The organism is Bacillus cereus group sp. MG4 (genome assembly GCF_040460055.1).
Classification (GTDB): Bacteria; Bacillota; Bacilli; order Bacillales; family Bacillaceae_G; genus Bacillus_A; species Bacillus_A wiedmannii.
This window is the reverse complement of sequence record NZ_JARVGZ010000001.1, coordinates 1,189,961-1,205,990: the sequence shown is the minus strand read 5'-3', so window position 1 is coordinate 1,205,990 and position 16,030 is coordinate 1,189,961. Positions and strand designations below refer to the sequence as shown.

Below are 16,030 nucleotides of genomic sequence, written 5' to 3'. Positions count from 1 at the left end.
ATGTCGTTTTTTGTCGATAAGTCGATATAATCGAAAAATCGTTGATATATTTTGAGTTGCGTCGATATATTGTGAAAATCGCTGATATAAATTTCACGTACTCCTATTTCTGCTATAAAGCAGTACCTTTCCCACGCTCTTCCTTAAACCGAACTCCAAAAGTATCCGCTGTAATCTCATCAGCTTTCGGCAATGCCCGTAATTTCGGATGAAGCAGCCATACGAGAGAAATAAATAAAATCCCGATGCTAGCGAGCGCGAAAATGAGTTGGCTACTAAATATATTTGCAGTGTATCCGCCAATTAAAGAACCGAACGGCATAGCAATTGTGCCCATACTTCGCACGACTGAATTGATCCGTCCAATATATTGATTTGGAATTACAATTTGGCTAATTGTCGCGAATAAGATGTTCGTGGCTCCAATTGGAATCCAAGCTAGCCCGAATAAGAGAATAGACAGCCATTGAAACGGTACGATCGTAGAGAGAAACCAAAAGAAAGCGCCAGCCGCAAAGCTAATAATAGAGACACGGCCAACATGACGTTTGCCAACCCATGAACTGAATAATGCACCGATGAGACTACCTGCTGATATAGCAGCTAGGAAGAAGCCATATGATTTCACGCCTCCTAAAGAATCAGCGAAAGAGGGGAGTATCGCCATCGTCATACCGATAGAAAAATTAGCGACAACCGAACCGATTAAGAATACGCCCATTAATGAACGGAAGACGATCGAAAAACCTTCTTTTAAATCAGAGAAATATTGTTTAGTCGAAAGTGTTGTACCCGTTTCGGTTTGCGTTGGCATTTTTAGTGAAAAGAACAAAAGGGCAGTAATCGCGAATGTAAAAGAGTCGATTACATATAAAGTAATTGCGCCAAATAGTGCTACTAATATTCCAGAAAGAGTCGTGCAAATTAAATCAATGCCTTGATACGCAAATGAAAAGAGTGAATTTCCTTTTAATAATTGTGTTTTATGCAGTAGAAGTGGTAAAGCTTTTGATTGTGCGGGATAGGCGAATTGTTCGATAAAGGATACGATGGGCATGATGATAAGTAGTAGTTGAACAGTTAATAGGTCGAAGTAGTGTGTAATAGGAATGATTAATATAAGAATACATTGCAAAACTTGTGTAATGACGAGGGTGTTTTTGATTGACCATCTATCAACGAATGGACCGGTAAGAAATTGAAGTGCAGAAGGTAATAATGTAAGGAAACCAGCCAATCCAGAATAAAAAGGATTACCACTCAGTTTATATACGAGCCACATCGCCGCTACATAGTACAAGCTATCTCCTATGTTTGTGAAAATTCTCCCTAAAAACAGTAAGAGGAAATTCCGGTTTTTTAATATGTCCATTTTATCTACTCCTTTATAAAAATTTTATTCGGTAAAATAAATTTGACCGTTTACGTAAAAAAAATCGTATTACGATTTTTCTTCTTTTTTCACAAAGCGCTGCATCGCTCGTTCGTCGATTTGTAGTGCAGTAGTAGAAATGTAATAAGATTTACTATTTGGATCTTTATCTGCGTCTTTTGCGATATCATTTAATTCAGCCATTAATTCATGAAATTTTTTCACCCACACTTGAAATTGTTCTGGCGTGGCATCAAACTCCCAGCAAGATGAAACGTAATTCCACTCTGCTGGGTCTTCGCTTACTTTTCGTAATGTAAAAGCTTCTTCTGGTGCAGCGAGAATATGGCTTTTCGTTCTTTCTGTCATTTGTAAAAAGATTTGGCGACCTGATTCGCTTAATATTTCTAAATGAGGTAATAGTTCCGCGGCAGGGGTGAAGCCTCTAGCGACAGATTGATAAAACTTTTGAATGATGCCATTCTTTTCTTCTGTATAAACAATTTCTATAAAACCATTCTTTTCTAATTCTTTTAAATGATAATGAATTTTAGCCCTTGGAATGCCGAATTTATCAGATAGTAGTTGTCCTGTATAAGGACGTTCGCATAGACGCATCATCATTTCGACACGAAGTGGATCGCTTATTGCTTTTAGTTGGCTATAAGTAGTTAGTGTTAACATGGGCTTCAACAAGATCAACTCCTCAAATAAAATTACTCGGTCAAGATTATTTGACTGAATTGTATCAAGGATTCTGATTATTTTCAATACTTTTCGAAAATTAAATCTTCTCCTCTGTAATCTTCTGTTCATATTCCGTTCATATTTCTTTTTTATGATAAGTGCATAGAAAGAAAGAGGAAGGAGCGAGCGAAATGTTTTTAGCTCTGCGTGAATTAAAACAATCAAAATTAAGATACGGATTAATCGGACTGATTATGGTGTTATTATCATTTTTAGTTCTTGTTATTTCAGGATTAGCAAATGGATTATCATATGATAATGCTTCATCGATTCAAAATATGGAGGCAAATAAGTTCGTTTTAGCAGATGATGCGGAAAATAAATTACTTCGTTCACAAATTAAGAAAGAAGATGTAGATAACGTAGTCAATCAAGTAGGCGACAAAGAGGCCGTTCCGTTTCGTGTGAAAGTTTCAACGTATGAAAAGAAAGATAGTTCGAAAAAAGTGGATGTTGCTATTTTCTCAAGTGAACGTGATTCATTTTTAGAACCGAACATTGTAAAAGGTAAGAAATTAAGTACAGCAAATAACGAAATGGTTGCTGACGAATCTATTAAAGAAAAAGGAATCGATATTGGCGATACAATTATTGATCCTGTTTCAAAGAAAGAATTTACAATCGTTGGATTTACGAAAGACCAAATGTTTAGTCATACACCAGTCGTGTATGTAAATGAAGACGTATGGGGCGCTATTTCACAACCAAACCAAAAAGATTATAGTGCAATTGCGCTGAATACAGATAAAGAAATTAAAAATGAACATGTTATCGACAAAAAAGAAGTACTACAAAGCATTCCAGGATTTAAAGAGGAGCAAGGAACATTAACGATGATCATTGCATTCTTACTTGTTATCGCTGCGTTACTAATCGGTGTATTTTTCTACGTCATTACATTGCAAAAAACACAGCAATTAGGTGTATTAAAAGCAATCGGTACGAAGAACTCTTATTTAGCAAATAGTTTAGTCGTGCAGGCGTTATTCTTATCAGTCGTTGCGATGGTAATCAGTATTGTTCTTGTACAAGGATTAGAACAAATTTTACCAGCGGGTATGCCGTTCTTATTAACAACACCGATGATTGCACAATATGCAGCAATCTTTATCGTAATTAGTATTTTAGGAACACTTATTTCGTTATATCAAGTATTAAAAGTTGATGCATTAGAAGCAATTGGAGGCGGGATGTAATGACTTCATTATTAAAATTAGACAAAATAAGTAAAGTGTACGGAGAAGGGAATACGGAAGTAACAGCCCTTCATCCGATGTCACTTAATGTGAAAGCTGGAGAATTTATCGGAATCGTTGGTCCTTCTGGATCAGGGAAAAGTACATTATTATCAATCGCGGGTGCTTTATTATCACCGTCAAAAGGGGATATTTACATTCGTGAGCAAAATATTACGAAGTTATCGGAAAAGGAAATGACAGACATTCGCTTGAAAAAAATCGGCTTCATTTTCCAATTCGCAAATCTTGTTCCATATTTAAATGTAAAAGAACAATTACTTTACATTGCAAAGCTTAAAAAAGAAAGTAAACAAGACTCAGAAAAGCGTGCGGATCATTTATTAGCGGCATTTGGATTAGGAGAAAGAAAAAGTCATTATCCAAATCAACTATCTGGTGGGGAAAAACAAAGGGTAGCAATCGCTCGCGCGTTCATGAACAACCCAGATTTAATATTAGCGGATGAACCAACTGCAAGCTTAGACTCAAAACGTGCACGTGAAGTCGTTGAAATGATGAAACGTGAAGTGAAAGAGAGCCAAAAAGCAGCAATTATGATTACACATGATGAAAGAATGCTTGATGTATGTGATCGAATATTGACACTTCGAGATGGGAAGTTAATATAAAGAAAAAAGACAATCGCACAAGTGTGCGGTTGTCTTTTGTATAAGTGCTTTATTTTGAGAATAACGCTTTAATTTTATTTCGTGTTACTAATAAAACGCCACCTAATACAGATAACATACCTAAAGCCATATTGTTTGATTGCTCACTACCAGCGTTAGGGAGTTCTCTAGCATTGTTGTTTGCATTTGTAGTACCAGTCTTTGTTTCTGTTTGTTTCGATTGAGATACTTCATTAATTTTGTTATCTACATTTTGCTTCGTTGTATGTACCTCAGCTAATTTGTCATCAATTTTTTTCTCAGTATGTTTAAAGTCGTTGATTTTAATATCTAAGTCTTGTTTTTTCTTTGTTAAGTCATCTGAAACAGTTTGTTTCGCTTGTTTCATTTCGTTAAGTTTATTTAGTAAATCTTCTCTAGCTTTTTGTAATTCAGCTAGTTTGTTTTTTACATCTTGTTTAGCTAGTTCTAAGTTAGCGGAAAGACTATCTAAATTGCCTTTAATTTTCTTAAGTTCCTCTAACGTGTTCCCAGTATTCGGCTTATTTTCTTTTAGCTCAGCAAGTTTGTCCTCAGCAGTTTGTTTCGCTTTCTTTAACTCAGCTAATTTTTCATCTACTTGTTTTTTAACTTCCTTAAGTTCATTAACCTTTTGATCAATGTTCTCTTTATGTTGCTTAATTTCATTCACTTTTTCATCGACAGTTTGCTTATGTTCTTTAATCTCATTCACTTTGTTATCGATATTTTGCTTATGTTCTTTAACTTCAGCAACTTTGTCTTCTACTTGTTTTTTATGCTCTTTAATTTCAGCGATTTTATCTTCGGCGATTTGCTTATCTTGCTGAAGTTTTGCATCTAACTCTTGTTTACGTTGTTTCATTTCGTTAATTTTTTCATCAGCAACTTGTTTACGCTCATGTAGTTCATTAACCTTCGTATCAACATTTTCCTTAACTTGGTTAAGTTCATTCAATGTTTGATCCACGTTTTCTTTGTGCTGCTGCAATTTCGCATCTAATTCTTGTTTATGTTGCTTAATTTCAGCTAATCGATCTCCCGTACTTTGCTGAGGAGTAGCATCAGTTACTTCCGCATGAGCAGAGTTTGCGCCAGCAATCATTGCTAAAGCTAGTGTAGACGCAGCAATTGTTTGTTTTGTTTTCATATTTTTGTACCTCTTTTCTTTCATATGCATGAGCTGTTTTGTGTAAAATTGAGCATATAGAAGTAGATTATCTTATCATTATATACCATGTTCGGCGCTTAGAGGAAGGATTTGCATAATAATCTATGATTATGTAATTTTTAAATTCTCTTATTTTGGGGTAGGGGAGAGATCTTTAGCTAGATGAACAATTTCTTCTATAGTAGAGTTTACATCCTTACAATTACGAATAACAAACAAATAATCAGCCTCGTTTTCTATCGGATCTACGACATCTTCGTGAAGTGACTCGGCCTGTTGGCGATTCAGAACTTCTTTGAAACTAGAATAACTACCTCTAAAAATATTGGTACTTCGCGTGCTTCGAGCTACTCTTTCATAAAGTACATCATCTGGGACGTCAAAATGAACGAGTATACGTACATATTCATTTTGTGGAAATAATTCGTTTAGTAAATATAACCTTCCGTTTTTACTGCGATTGGAGTTACTAATAATAAGGTGTAAATTTGTATGTTCTTTCGCATAATCAACAATGAATTTCGAAAGACCGTGTTTAAATGTATTTGAGCCTTCGTCCGGCTGTAATTTTTCATAATGCGTGTTAATGAATTCAGCTTGGTTATCTTGATCCATAACGAAAGAGTGGGGTAACTTTTTTTCTAGTTCTTTAGCAAATGTAGTTTTTCCACTGTGTGTTTTTCCTACTGTAATGATTACTAATCGTTTCATATTGGCCTCCATATGTATTGTTATCATTTGGGGTATTCGGTGTGAATCGACAATTTTCCTGCTAGAGAATATACAAAGTTTCGGAGTGCTAGTAGGCTGAAAACTTGACAAAAAAACTTATTTATGCTATAATTTACCAATATAAAAATAAAGTGTATAATAGGGTTCTCCTGGCCAGGGGAACCCTATTTTTGTTGTGAAAATGAAGGAGTGTATGTGCGTGAAAAAAGGTGAAGCGAGTGTAACGTCGCTAGTATCAGCTTTCGGAAGGGCGTATCATAGTGAATTTGATCGTCCTAAAATCTTTGATGATTATGTAGCTAAAGATTTTATTTCACAAAAAGAACGTAACGATATTGAAACGAATATGGTTCAAGGGATCCATTTTTTCAATACAGACATTGCACAAAAGTTTCAAAATAATCCACAAGAAATATTAAAATGGATTACACAAGTACAGTTATCACCAACACCTTTGGCACGCGCAGCATATTGTGAAAGAGTATTACTACATGAAATTGCATTAGGCGCAAAGCAATACGTCATACTCGGTGCGGGCTTAGACACATTTAGTTTTAGACATCGAGAATTAGAGAATGAAATAGAAATATTTGAAGTGGATCATCCTTCTACGCAGCAGTTTAAGAAGGAGAGAATAGAAGAAGCAGAGTTTGAAATTCCAAACAACCTTCATTTTGTTTCGATGGATTTCACGAAAGGATTTTCCTATGAGCAGTTACGGAATGAAGGATTTGAAAATAAAAAGACGTTCTTTAGTCTATTAGGTGTAACATACTATTTAACGAAAGAGGAACTTTCTAGTTTAATAGAATGTCTATTTGCGATGGTTCCAGAAGGAAGTTCTATCGTATTCGATTATCCAGATGAAAACTTATTTACGGAAAAAGGATTGTCCAATCGAGTTGAAAATATGGTAAAAATGGCTGCAGTAGGCGGGGAAACGATGAAATCGTGTTTTTCTTATACGGAAATGGAAGCACTGTTAGAGAAGGCGGGCTTACTCATTTATGAGCATTTATCACCAGAAGACATAAATAAATTATATTTCGAAGGACGAAACGATTATTTAAAAGCTTTTGAGACGGTGCATTATGTGCATGCGGTGAAGAAGTAGGAATTAGTAGGCATGGGGAGAGATCTCTGTGTCTTTTTTTGTGGAAAAAGGAGATGGGGAGCAATTGGAAGGGAAATTCGATAATTTGCAGAATATGCAATATGAATGTAAAAGTTTAAGTAGCGATGTTAAAGGAGAACGTAATGTACACAATTGGACAGGTTGCAAAATTTTTAGATGTATCTAGAGATACTTTGAAGTATTATGAGGAAAAAGGTTTGGTCAAGCCGAAGCAAAATATTGAGAATGGGTATAGAAAATATAATCATTTTGATATATATGATATAACAACGGTCAATTTCTATAGGGAAATGGATATCGAAATAAAAAAAATCCAGGAATTAAGAAAAAGTAAGAGTATAGAGGGAATAAAATCATTGTTAGAAGAGAAAGAACAAGAAGTTTTAGAGGAGATAGAATATAAAAAACTTCTTTTAAAAAAGCTTCAAATTGTAAAAGAAGATTGCGAAAAAACAACGCAATTCTTAGGGGAATACGTAGTAAAAGAAATGAAGCCATTAGAAGTAAACGGAGAAATAGAGCATTTTACTGCGTATGATGAATATGAATCTTTGAAAAAGAATACGGATAGTTTAAAAAAAGCAGTTACTTTAATATCTTTACGAAGAGTTATAAATTTCAACGAAGAAGGTATTATAGAAGATAAATTTATAATTGTAAGAAAGGTAGAGGACTTTGATAAAGAATTAGAAGGGGAAATTCTATCGCATCCAAAATGTATTTATACAGTTATTGAAAATGGAAGATGGGCAACTGGTGGGAAAAGTATTGATCATAATGTGGAATCCAGTTTAAGAAAAGCAGCAATAGAACAAGGGCATGAACTTTTGGGGATAGTGTATATAAATATATTACTTACCACATATGAAGAGGAACTTGAGCGTATATTTTTAGAAATTTATGCACCTGTAAAATAATGCTGACATGTATTGACCTGTGAGTAACCCCCAGGTTTAAGCTGAAAGTATCTGTAAATATAAATACTATTATGTTTACGAAATACTTAGTTTGAAATGGGGATTGTGCATGAATAGGGAAAAGAAACTCAAAAGACCAGTAGTGAGTTTTATCGTACTAACCAATATCATTTTTCTGCCACTTTTTTTGCTTGTAGGAGCTATAAGTATGCTAGGATTCCCAGCATGGTTTTTTGATGTAATGTTTTGTATATCGTCTTGGTCCTCAACTTTTGCTTTTGCCGTGTTATTTAAAAAAATCTATCCGGGGCAGAGCTTTATACAGTTTGTAAAAGACAAGTTCAAGAATAAACTTAAAGTTTCTGTAATTCTTATTGTGAGTATGATTCAAACTTTCATATTTTTAATGATTTTGTTTGTTGTGTCTAAAAATAGTGAAGTAGATTCTATTTTTACTGTCACTTCACGGGGAATGCTAATCTATTTCTTTGTTAAAAACTTTCTTGCGGGGCCATTGGGAGAAGAGATAGGATGGAGAGGTTTTGCGCAAATTGAACTCCAAAAGAGGCATTCACCATTAATAGCTTCGCTAATTATAGGGTTTTGGTGGGGAATGTGGCACCTACCTATTTGGTTTACTACAGGATTTGTAGGCATGGACCTAATTAAATATATTCTATTTTTTATGATCTCTATCATATCTATAAAAATCGTTATGACTGCATTTTATAATTTAAATCAGAATTTAATTATCCCAATCATCATTCATCAATTTTTTAATTTCTTTATTGGTATTATAAAAGGAAACTTAATCGATTTAATTATGTATAACGCGATTTTTTATTTAGTAGTTGCAGTTTTTCTAATTATTATAAATCCAAAGAGGGCTCTGTATGGAGTGGAAGATATAAATAGCAGGTATGGAAAGTATTATAGGGCATAGTGATGCATTTATGAAAGACAAGGAAAGCAAATTTAGTGATGGTAGATATGTTTGTTTTATGCAGTATCACTTAAAGCTCCGCCAATTTAATTATATAAATTATTTTTTTATGGAAACAAAAAGGGACAAGAAGATGTTGAAATGAGTTGTATGTACACTCCATATGTGTATATTTGCTGCTCAATAAACTACCATCTCACGTAAATTTATACCACATTTTCACTTTTATTTACAAAAAATACTATTAAATATTTTCGGATAATTGTTATAATATAATTAAATTGATATAAAAATTTTTTTCTAGATTGTGTATTTGAAGAATTCTCATGCAAAAAGAGCAAGTTCTCAAGTAGAGAGCTTGCTCTTTTTTGAAGAGAAATATGATTAGAAGTACATAAGGGGATAGCAGGATTTTATAAAAATACTTTCTGTATGTATCCACAACAATGTTTAGATGTAAAGGATTTTTAAATTTATAAAAAGATTAAGAGGCGATAGAGAATGAAAAGATATATTAGTATAAAAGGAATTGGAACATATCTTCCGAAAAGAAAGGTAGAATCTTTTGAAATAGATCGCATGCTACATGTGCCAGAAGGCTGGACATTAAAAAAAGCTGGGGTAAAAACAAGATATTTTGTTGATGGAGAAACGTCTTCTTATATGGGTGCAGAAGCTGCAAAAAAAGCTGTAGAAGATGCGAAGTTAACTTGGGACGATATCGATTGTATTATTTGTGGAAGCGGAACGATTCAACAGGCGATCCCTTCAACTGCATCACTTATTCAAGAACAGCTCGGGCTACAGCATTCTGGTATTCCATGTTTTGATATCAATTCAACATGTCTAAGTTTCATAACAGCACTTGATACAATTTCGTACGCAATGGAATGCGGGAGATACAAAAATGTTGTTATCATTTCTTCTGAAATTTCTTCTGTCGGATTAAATTGGGGACAAAATGAAAGCAGCATTTTATTCGGTGACGGTGCGGCAGCTGTTGTCATAACAAAAGGCGATCATACATCTTCTATTATTGCTTCCCATATGGAAACATATAGCTCTGGTGCGCATTTATCAGAAATTCGTGGCGGTGGAACGATGATTCATCCTCGCGAGTATAGTGAGGAACGAAAAGAAGACTTCTTGTTCGATATGAATGGAAGAGCCATTTTTAAACTATCTTCTAAGTATTTGTTGAAGTTTATTGACAAGCTACTTATGGATACTGGTTATACTCTAGCCGATATTGATTTAATTGTTCCTCACCAAGCAAGTGGACCAGCTATGAGACTCATTCGTAAAAAATTAGGTGTTGATGAAGAGCGCTTTATGACCATTTTTGAAGACTACGGTAATATGATTTCCGCATCTATTCCAGTCGCTCTTTTCGAGGCGATTAAGCAAAAGAAAGTGCAACGTGGAAATAAAATACTACTATTAGGTACTTCTGCAGGACTTTCAATCGGGGGCATCCTTCTTGAATACTAAGAAAACAGTATTAATTACAGGGGCACGTGCACCAGCAACTCTGCATGTATGCAGACTGTTTAATAACGCTGGACATACCGTTATTATTGCAGATAGTATTCCGTATCCATTAAGTAAAGTTTCAAAGAGTACGGATTACTTTTATGAAATTCCTTCTCCAAAGTGGAAAACAAAAGAAAGTATCCGTGCGCTACTATCCATTATTAAACGTCACAATGTGGATTTGCTTATTCCTACTTGTGAAGAAGTGTTTTATATATCTAAATATAGAGAAGAATTAAGCGCATTTTGCCATGTATTAGTAGATGATTTTCAAAAGCTATCATTACTGCATAATAAGTGGGAATTTATTCAGTTCGTAGCGAATTTAGGGTGGAAAGTACCTGCAACATATAGAATAGATGATGAAGAAGCGATACGTTCAATGATGCATAAAACGCCAGCTCATACTCCTTTTGTACGAAAACCGATTTTTTCCCGGTTTTCTGATAAAGTGGAATTTATTACAAAAGAGGATGCTCTAAAAGAAAGCATGATAGATAAGTCGAATTATATTATGCAAGAGTTTATAGGAGGGACGCAGCATTGTTCTTACAGTATCGCACAATCTGGGGAAGTATTAGCTCACGCTACGTATAAAACGGAATTTACGGCAGGCTTAGGTGCTACCATTGCGTTTCAGCATATGAATCAACCTAAAATTGATCAGTTTGTGAGACATATTGTAAAAGAGCTAAATTTCTCAGGACAAATTGCTTTTGATTTTATCGTTACAGAGGCTGGAGATGTGATTCCGATTGAATGTAATCCACGTACTACAAGTGGATTACATTTATTCGATGAGGAAATATTGCCGGCCTTCTTTCATGAAATGGTAAACAATACACTCATTCCAAAACAAAATTCGGAGTGTGCAATTCGGTTAGCAATGCTTTTATATGGATCTCCTTATTTAAAAAGTAAACAAAAACGTAAGCAATGGTTAAAAGTTTTATGCTCTTATCCAGATATCGTTTATCGTCACAATGATTGGAAACCATTTTTTTATCAGTTTTTTAGCATGTATAAATTGTGGCGTGAAAGTTATAAACAGGAACGGACTATTTTAGAGCAAACAACATATGACATATCGTGGGATGGTGAAGATTTATGAAAATGCTAGTAACTGGTGGAACGGGATTTCTAGGACAAAAACTCGCCTTTCGACTGAAAAATATGGGCCATGAAGTAACGGCAACGGGGAGAAATAAAACAATTGGTAAGGTATTAGAACAAAATGGAATTGAGTTTGTTCATTGTCCTCTTGAAGACAGGGATCGTGTGCTACAAGTTTGTAAAGGTAAAGATTACATCTTTCATAGCGGCGCACTTTCTTCCCCTTGGGGCAAATATGAAGATTTTTATAATGCGAATGTGTTAGGAACGAAACATATTATCGAGGGATGTCAAAAGTACGGTATAAAACGCCTGATCCACGTATCAACACCAAGTATTTATTTCTATTATGATGAGCGACAAAATGTAGTTGAAAACGCGAAACTTCCTGATACATTTGTAAATCATTATGCAACAACGAAGCACATGGCTGAACAAGCTATTGATCAAGCTTTCGCGCATGGTTTACCAGTTATCACAATACGCCCGCGCGCTTTATTCGGACCAGGAGATAATGCGATTCTTCCGCGTCTTATTAAAGTATGTGAAAAGGGTGCTTTACCGAGAATTGGTACTGAAGATGTTCTTGTTGATATTACGTATGTTGAGAATGTTGTAGATGCTTTACTTCTTTGTATGCATTCCCCAAAACATACATTAGGGCAAAAGTACAATATAACAAATGACGAGCGTGTAAATTTATATGAGGTTATAGAAAATGTAATGAAGCGTCTTGATAAGGAAGTAAAATATAAAAAAATTTCCTACAAAACCGCTTTTTCACTAGCTGCTATACTAGAAGGAATCTCAAAAACTATTTTATTCGGAAAAGAACCTATTCTCACAAAATATACTGTTAGTGTCCTTTCAAAAAGCCAGACATTAAATATTGATAAAGCTAAAGAAGAACTAGGATATGCTCCAAAGATCAGTATAGAAGAAGGAATTACAAAATTTGTAGACTGGTGGAAAATACAATGAAAATCAAATCTTTAAAGCTATATGATACAGGATATTGCACACATCCAGAAAAAATTGCATACTCCAAGGGCAGTTGGAAACAAATATGCTTTCCTGCTACAGTAGGGTTACTCGAGCATCCAGTATTAGGATATATTTTATTTGATACTGGATATGCGGGACATTTTAAAGAGGCGACAAAAAAATTCCCTTACTCTGTATATGCAAAACTTACGCCTGTTCATTTCACGGAAGAGCAATCTATTAAAGAGCAACTTTTTCTTGATGGTATTCAGCCAGAAGAAATTAAATATATTATTCTATCTCATTTTCATGGCGATCATACAGCTGGTTTACCTGACTTTCCAAAAGCGAAAATATTAACCTTCGCAAAAGCTTATGAGGATATTAAAAAGAGAAGTAAATTTGGTGCTCTATTAAAAGGGTGTCTAAAAGATACACTGCCGATGGATTTAGAGAAAAGAATGTCATTCATTGATCAAACTCCATCCCTTAACTTACCTTCTACATATGGAAAGTTTGAAGAGGGGTATGATGTATTTGATGATGGCTCATTATTTGCTGTTGACTTAACAGGACATGCAACGGGACAATTTGGTATATTCGTCCATTTACAGAGTGGAAAAATTGTCTTTCTTTGTGCAGACGCAGTGTGGCTAAGTAAAACGTATCAAAACCTTGTATTTCCTAGTAAGGTTGCCAACCTTTTAACTAGCGATCCAAAATCTTACCGAAAGAATATTGAGAAGTTACACCATTTATCACAAACATCACCTGAGATTGAAATTGTACCAACTCATTGTGAACATACATGGGATAAAATTAAATCAGGGGTGTACTATGAATAAACTACGAATTCTCAAGCAATACTTGAAAACAAAATATGGCTCGAGATTTTCAAATCGTAAACAGTTGGAACAGTTTCATAAACAACAAATAGAAAAACATCTTTTGTTCACGATAGAGGCGTCTCCGTTTTATCGCCAGTTATATACGCCTTTTTTAAATGAAATTCAAAAGGGGGATTTGTCTGCACTCCCTATTATTGATAAAGAAGTAATGATGGAACATTTTGATACATTAAATACAGCCCATATTTCAAAGGAAGAAGCGTTTCATGTAGCATTTGAAGCAGAAAAGACCCGGAATTTCTCCCCAACCATTCGTAATATAACTGTTGGTTTATCATCAGGAACTAGTGGAAATCGTGGGGTTTTTCTCGTTTCTGAGGAAGAACAAACGTTGTGGGCTGGCTCGATTATTGGAAAGGTGCTTCCTTCTAGCATTCTACATAAACACACGATTGCTTTTTTCTTACGTGCAAATAGCAATTTATATGAAGCGACAAAAAATAAGCGAATCTCATTTCATTTTTTGGATTTACTAGATTCGTTTCAGCAACATATCACGCGATTAAATGAAATACAGCCATCTATTTTAATTGCACCTCCGTCTATGTTACGGAAAATCGCTTACTGGCAGCAAGAAGGACTCATTACGATTTGTCCTCAAAAAATTATCTCTGTAGCAGAAGTGCTTGAAGATATTGATAGAGAGTTTATTTGTGCAACTTTTAAGCAGACAGTACACCAAGTTTACCAATGTACAGAAGGTTTTCTTGCTACCACCTGCAAGGAGGGGACGTTACACATTAATGAAGATCTCGTTCATATTGAAAAAGAATACTTAGATCAAGAGAAGGGGATATTCGTTCCTATTATTACTGATTTCATGAGGAAAACACAGCCGATTATACGATATCGTCTCAATGACATATTAATTGAGAAAAAAAAGCCGTGTAGCTGTGGCTCACCATTCTTAGCGTTAGAACGAATTGATGGTCGATGTGACGATATATTTATTGGAATAAGTGAATTGGATAATAAAGAAATATCTATTTTTCCAGATTTCATTAGAAGAGCAATTTTGTTTGCATCTAGTGACATTCAAGAATTTAAAGTAATACAACAAAGCGTAGACAAAATTGAAATTAAACTTAAAGCACTACCTGAAAATCTGGAATTATGTCAATCAAATGTAATGAAAGAGTTACATACACTATGGTCTACTAAAAAGTGTGCGATACCACAGTTCTCCTTTTCACATTACGATATTCAAGTATATGATAAAAAATTAAAAAGAATAGAGAGTCTTGTAAGGCGTGGTGAGCATAAATGATTCAGTTACATGATGTTCATTCCTTGCATAGCATTGATTGGGAATCCAAAAAAGATGGGGCATATGTGCGAGATAGTTTCCTGCCTCTTTTTCAAAAGGGCGTTACAGCATGTATCGAAAATGTTAACACGGAGCTCTTTCTATTAGAAATCGATGATCTCATCTTGCCAGTTACTCTTAATAACGCAGAGTTCGAAAATTCATATGTATGTTCTCCTTATACACATTACGTATCTTATGCGTTAGAAGAGCTATGGGAGTTGAAAAAACCATGGCTAGAGAAGCTATTAACCTATCCGATTCATCTTATGGGAAGTTGGCTACGACGAACGAATATTAATAAAGTAATAGTCGTAAATAATTGGATGCTTTCAACAAACCTTTATCACTCTATCAACGAACAACAAATCGAACAAATAACAAATCTATTTGTTGAGAAATTTCCAGAGCATACAATTCTATTTCGCTCTTTAAATAACGAATTATATCCCGTAACGACAGAAGCACTATCTACAGTAGGTTACAAGAAAATTATGTCTCGTTCTATATACTTATTTGATCCGAAACACTATAAAAAAATGAATCGAAAAAAACGAAAAGACTTATTAAACGATAAAAGCTTATTAGAGAAAAGCAATTATGAAATCATTACGAATGAAGAATTAACAAAGGAGGATATTTTACAAATTTCCCATTTATACAACCAACTATATATCGAAAAATATTCCGCCCATAACCCAATGTTTACACCCGCTTATTTATGGAATGCTCTTCAGCATCGTTTATTTGAGATAAAGGCCATAAAAAAAGGGGATACAATTGATGGTGTTATTGCTTATTTTATTCGGGATGGAGTTATGACAACGCCGATCCTTGGCTATAATACAAACTCTGACCAGCAACAAGGTTTATACCGTATACTTTCTCTCCTTATTACAATGGATTCTATCGAAAAGAATTTAATTTGCCATTGTAGTGCTGGGGCTGGAGAGTTCAAACGAAATCGTGGTGCAACACAGCAGATTGAATACAGTTATGTATATAACGATCATCTACCCCCTAGTCAACAAAAGGTATGGAAAGTATTAATGTTGATATTAAATACATATATAGAACCGATGGCAAAAAAACATCGCTTTTAAACAAAAAAACTTTTAAGATTGCTTGTTACTAGGAACTCTTTATTTAAGTGTAGCTGCAATACCTACGTTATGGAGTTTATATAGTATATTTTTAATAATTTATTTTATATTTATCGTTTGGATGAAAGAGAGAAGTGCTTGAAGAGTAGTTCTCTTTTTTCAGTTTTTGAAACGGAAATGA

Annotated in this window: 15 protein-coding genes; 11 read left to right on the top strand and 4 right to left on the bottom strand. The window is 34.5% G+C overall.

The window, feature by feature from the left end:
• Positions 1-112 precede the first annotated feature (112 nt).
• Positions 113-1,372 carry an MFS transporter gene (locus tag QCI41_RS06240; protein WP_353837925.1) on the bottom strand — a complete coding sequence of 420 codons (1,260 nt, stop codon included), beginning with the start codon at positions 1,370-1,372 and terminating at the stop codon, positions 113-115.
• 69 nt (positions 1,373-1,441) lie between these two features.
• Positions 1,442-2,065 carry an ArsR/SmtB family transcription factor gene (locus tag QCI41_RS06235; RefSeq protein WP_353837926.1) on the bottom strand — a complete coding sequence of 208 codons (624 nt, stop codon included), beginning with the start codon at positions 2,063-2,065 and terminating at the stop codon, positions 1,442-1,444.
• A 185-nt stretch (positions 2,066-2,250) separates the two neighbouring features.
• On the opposite strand from QCI41_RS06235, the gene QCI41_RS06230 reads away from it, so the two are divergent.
• Positions 2,251-3,315: an ABC transporter permease gene (locus QCI41_RS06230; protein ID WP_353837927.1), complete on the top strand. Its 1,065-nt coding sequence runs from the start codon at positions 2,251-2,253 to the stop codon at positions 3,313-3,315.
• Entirely contained in the window at positions 3,315-3,986 is a 672-nt protein-coding gene (locus QCI41_RS06225; RefSeq protein ID WP_353837928.1) for an ABC transporter ATP-binding protein, read from the top strand. The genes QCI41_RS06230 and QCI41_RS06225 overlap by 1 nt, the downstream gene beginning before the upstream one ends.
• 49 nt (positions 3,987-4,035) lie before the next feature.
• On the opposite strand, the gene QCI41_RS06220 is transcribed toward QCI41_RS06225, so the two are convergent.
• Both QCI41_RS06220 and QCI41_RS06215 read right to left on the bottom strand, forming a co-directional pair.
• Positions 4,036-5,154, bottom strand: coding sequence for an LPXTG cell wall anchor domain-containing protein (locus tag QCI41_RS06220; RefSeq protein ID WP_353837929.1), 1,119 nt, complete (start codon positions 5,152-5,154; stop codon positions 4,036-4,038).
• A gap of 150 nt (positions 5,155-5,304) precedes the next feature.
• Positions 5,305-5,886: an ATP-binding protein gene (locus tag QCI41_RS06215; protein WP_353837930.1), complete on the bottom strand. Its 582-nt coding sequence runs from the start codon at positions 5,884-5,886 to the stop codon at positions 5,305-5,307.
• 214 nt (positions 5,887-6,100) lie between these two features.
• Here QCI41_RS06215 and QCI41_RS06210 point away from each other — a divergent pair, with 214 nt between their 5' ends.
• The 9 genes from QCI41_RS06210 to QCI41_RS06170 all read left to right on the top strand — a co-directional run bounded on the left by QCI41_RS06210 (position 6,101) and on the right by QCI41_RS06170 (position 15,849).
• Positions 6,101-7,021 carry a class I SAM-dependent methyltransferase gene (locus tag QCI41_RS06210; protein ID WP_353837931.1) on the top strand — a complete coding sequence of 307 codons (921 nt, stop codon included), beginning with the start codon at positions 6,101-6,103 and terminating at the stop codon, positions 7,019-7,021.
• 143 nt (positions 7,022-7,164) lie between these two features.
• Positions 7,165-7,959: a MerR family transcriptional regulator gene (locus QCI41_RS06205; protein WP_353837932.1), complete on the top strand. Its 795-nt coding sequence runs from the start codon at positions 7,165-7,167 to the stop codon at positions 7,957-7,959.
• Between the two features lie 109 nt (positions 7,960-8,068).
• The gene (locus tag QCI41_RS06200; protein ID WP_353837933.1) at positions 8,069-8,902 is read left to right on the top strand and encodes a CPBP family intramembrane glutamic endopeptidase; all 834 of its coding nucleotides are present in this window, start codon (positions 8,069-8,071) and stop codon (positions 8,900-8,902) included.
• A 501-nt stretch (positions 8,903-9,403) separates the two neighbouring features.
• Positions 9,404-10,393, top strand: a complete 990-nt coding sequence (locus QCI41_RS06195; protein ID WP_063218008.1) for a beta-ketoacyl-ACP synthase III — start codon at positions 9,404-9,406, stop codon at positions 10,391-10,393.
• Entirely contained in the window at positions 10,383-11,546 is a 1,164-nt protein-coding gene (locus QCI41_RS06190; protein WP_353837934.1) for an ATP-grasp domain-containing protein, read from the top strand. The genes QCI41_RS06195 and QCI41_RS06190 overlap by 11 nt, the downstream gene beginning before the upstream one ends.
• The gene (locus QCI41_RS06185) at positions 11,543-12,529 is read left to right on the top strand and encodes an NAD-dependent epimerase/dehydratase family protein (protein WP_046958036.1); all 987 of its coding nucleotides are present in this window, start codon (positions 11,543-11,545) and stop codon (positions 12,527-12,529) included. Before QCI41_RS06190 ends, QCI41_RS06185 begins: the two co-directional genes overlap by 4 nt.
• Complete coding sequence (locus QCI41_RS06180) at positions 12,526-13,377, top strand: MBL fold metallo-hydrolase (protein ID WP_353837935.1); 852 nt, start codon at positions 12,526-12,528, stop codon at positions 13,375-13,377. The genes QCI41_RS06185 and QCI41_RS06180 overlap by 4 nt, the downstream gene beginning before the upstream one ends.
• Entirely contained in the window at positions 13,370-14,707 is a 1,338-nt protein-coding gene (locus tag QCI41_RS06175; RefSeq protein ID WP_353837937.1) for a F390 synthetase-related protein, read from the top strand. Before QCI41_RS06180 ends, QCI41_RS06175 begins: the two co-directional genes overlap by 8 nt.
• A complete protein-coding gene (locus tag QCI41_RS06170; protein ID WP_353837938.1) occupies positions 14,704-15,849 on the top strand; it encodes a hypothetical protein in 1,146 nt (381 codons plus the stop codon). The genes QCI41_RS06175 and QCI41_RS06170 overlap by 4 nt, the downstream gene beginning before the upstream one ends.
• Positions 15,850-16,030: the final 181 nt, after the last annotated feature.

Coding starts and splice junctions, on each gene's coding strand:
- QCI41_RS06225 (WP_353837928.1), top strand. CDS start 3,315: ATGACTTCATTATTAAAATTAGACAAAATAAGTAAAGTGTACGGAGAA.
- QCI41_RS06200 (WP_353837933.1), top strand. CDS start 8,069: ATGAATAGGGAAAAGAAACTCAAAAGACCAGTAGTGAGTTTTATCGTA.
- QCI41_RS06195 (WP_063218008.1), top strand. CDS start 9,404: ATGAAAAGATATATTAGTATAAAAGGAATTGGAACATATCTTCCGAAA.
- QCI41_RS06205 (WP_353837932.1), top strand. CDS start 7,165: ATGTACACAATTGGACAGGTTGCAAAATTTTTAGATGTATCTAGAGAT.
- QCI41_RS06170 (WP_353837938.1), top strand. CDS start 14,704: ATGATTCAGTTACATGATGTTCATTCCTTGCATAGCATTGATTGGGAA.
- QCI41_RS06175 (WP_353837937.1), top strand. CDS start 13,370: ATGAATAAACTACGAATTCTCAAGCAATACTTGAAAACAAAATATGGC.
- QCI41_RS06220 (WP_353837929.1), bottom strand. CDS start 5,154: ATGAAAACAAAACAAACAATTGCTGCGTCTACACTAGCTTTAGCAATG.
- QCI41_RS06185 (WP_046958036.1), top strand. CDS start 11,543: ATGAAAATGCTAGTAACTGGTGGAACGGGATTTCTAGGACAAAAACTC.
- QCI41_RS06230 (WP_353837927.1), top strand. CDS start 2,251: ATGTTTTTAGCTCTGCGTGAATTAAAACAATCAAAATTAAGATACGGA.
- QCI41_RS06180 (WP_353837935.1), top strand. CDS start 12,526: ATGAAAATCAAATCTTTAAAGCTATATGATACAGGATATTGCACACAT.
- QCI41_RS06215 (WP_353837930.1), bottom strand. CDS start 5,886: ATGAAACGATTAGTAATCATTACAGTAGGAAAAACACACAGTGGAAAA.
- QCI41_RS06210 (WP_353837931.1), top strand. CDS start 6,101: ATGTGCGTGAAAAAAGGTGAAGCGAGTGTAACGTCGCTAGTATCAGCT.
- QCI41_RS06240 (WP_353837925.1), bottom strand. CDS start 1,372: ATGGACATATTAAAAAACCGGAATTTCCTCTTACTGTTTTTAGGGAGA.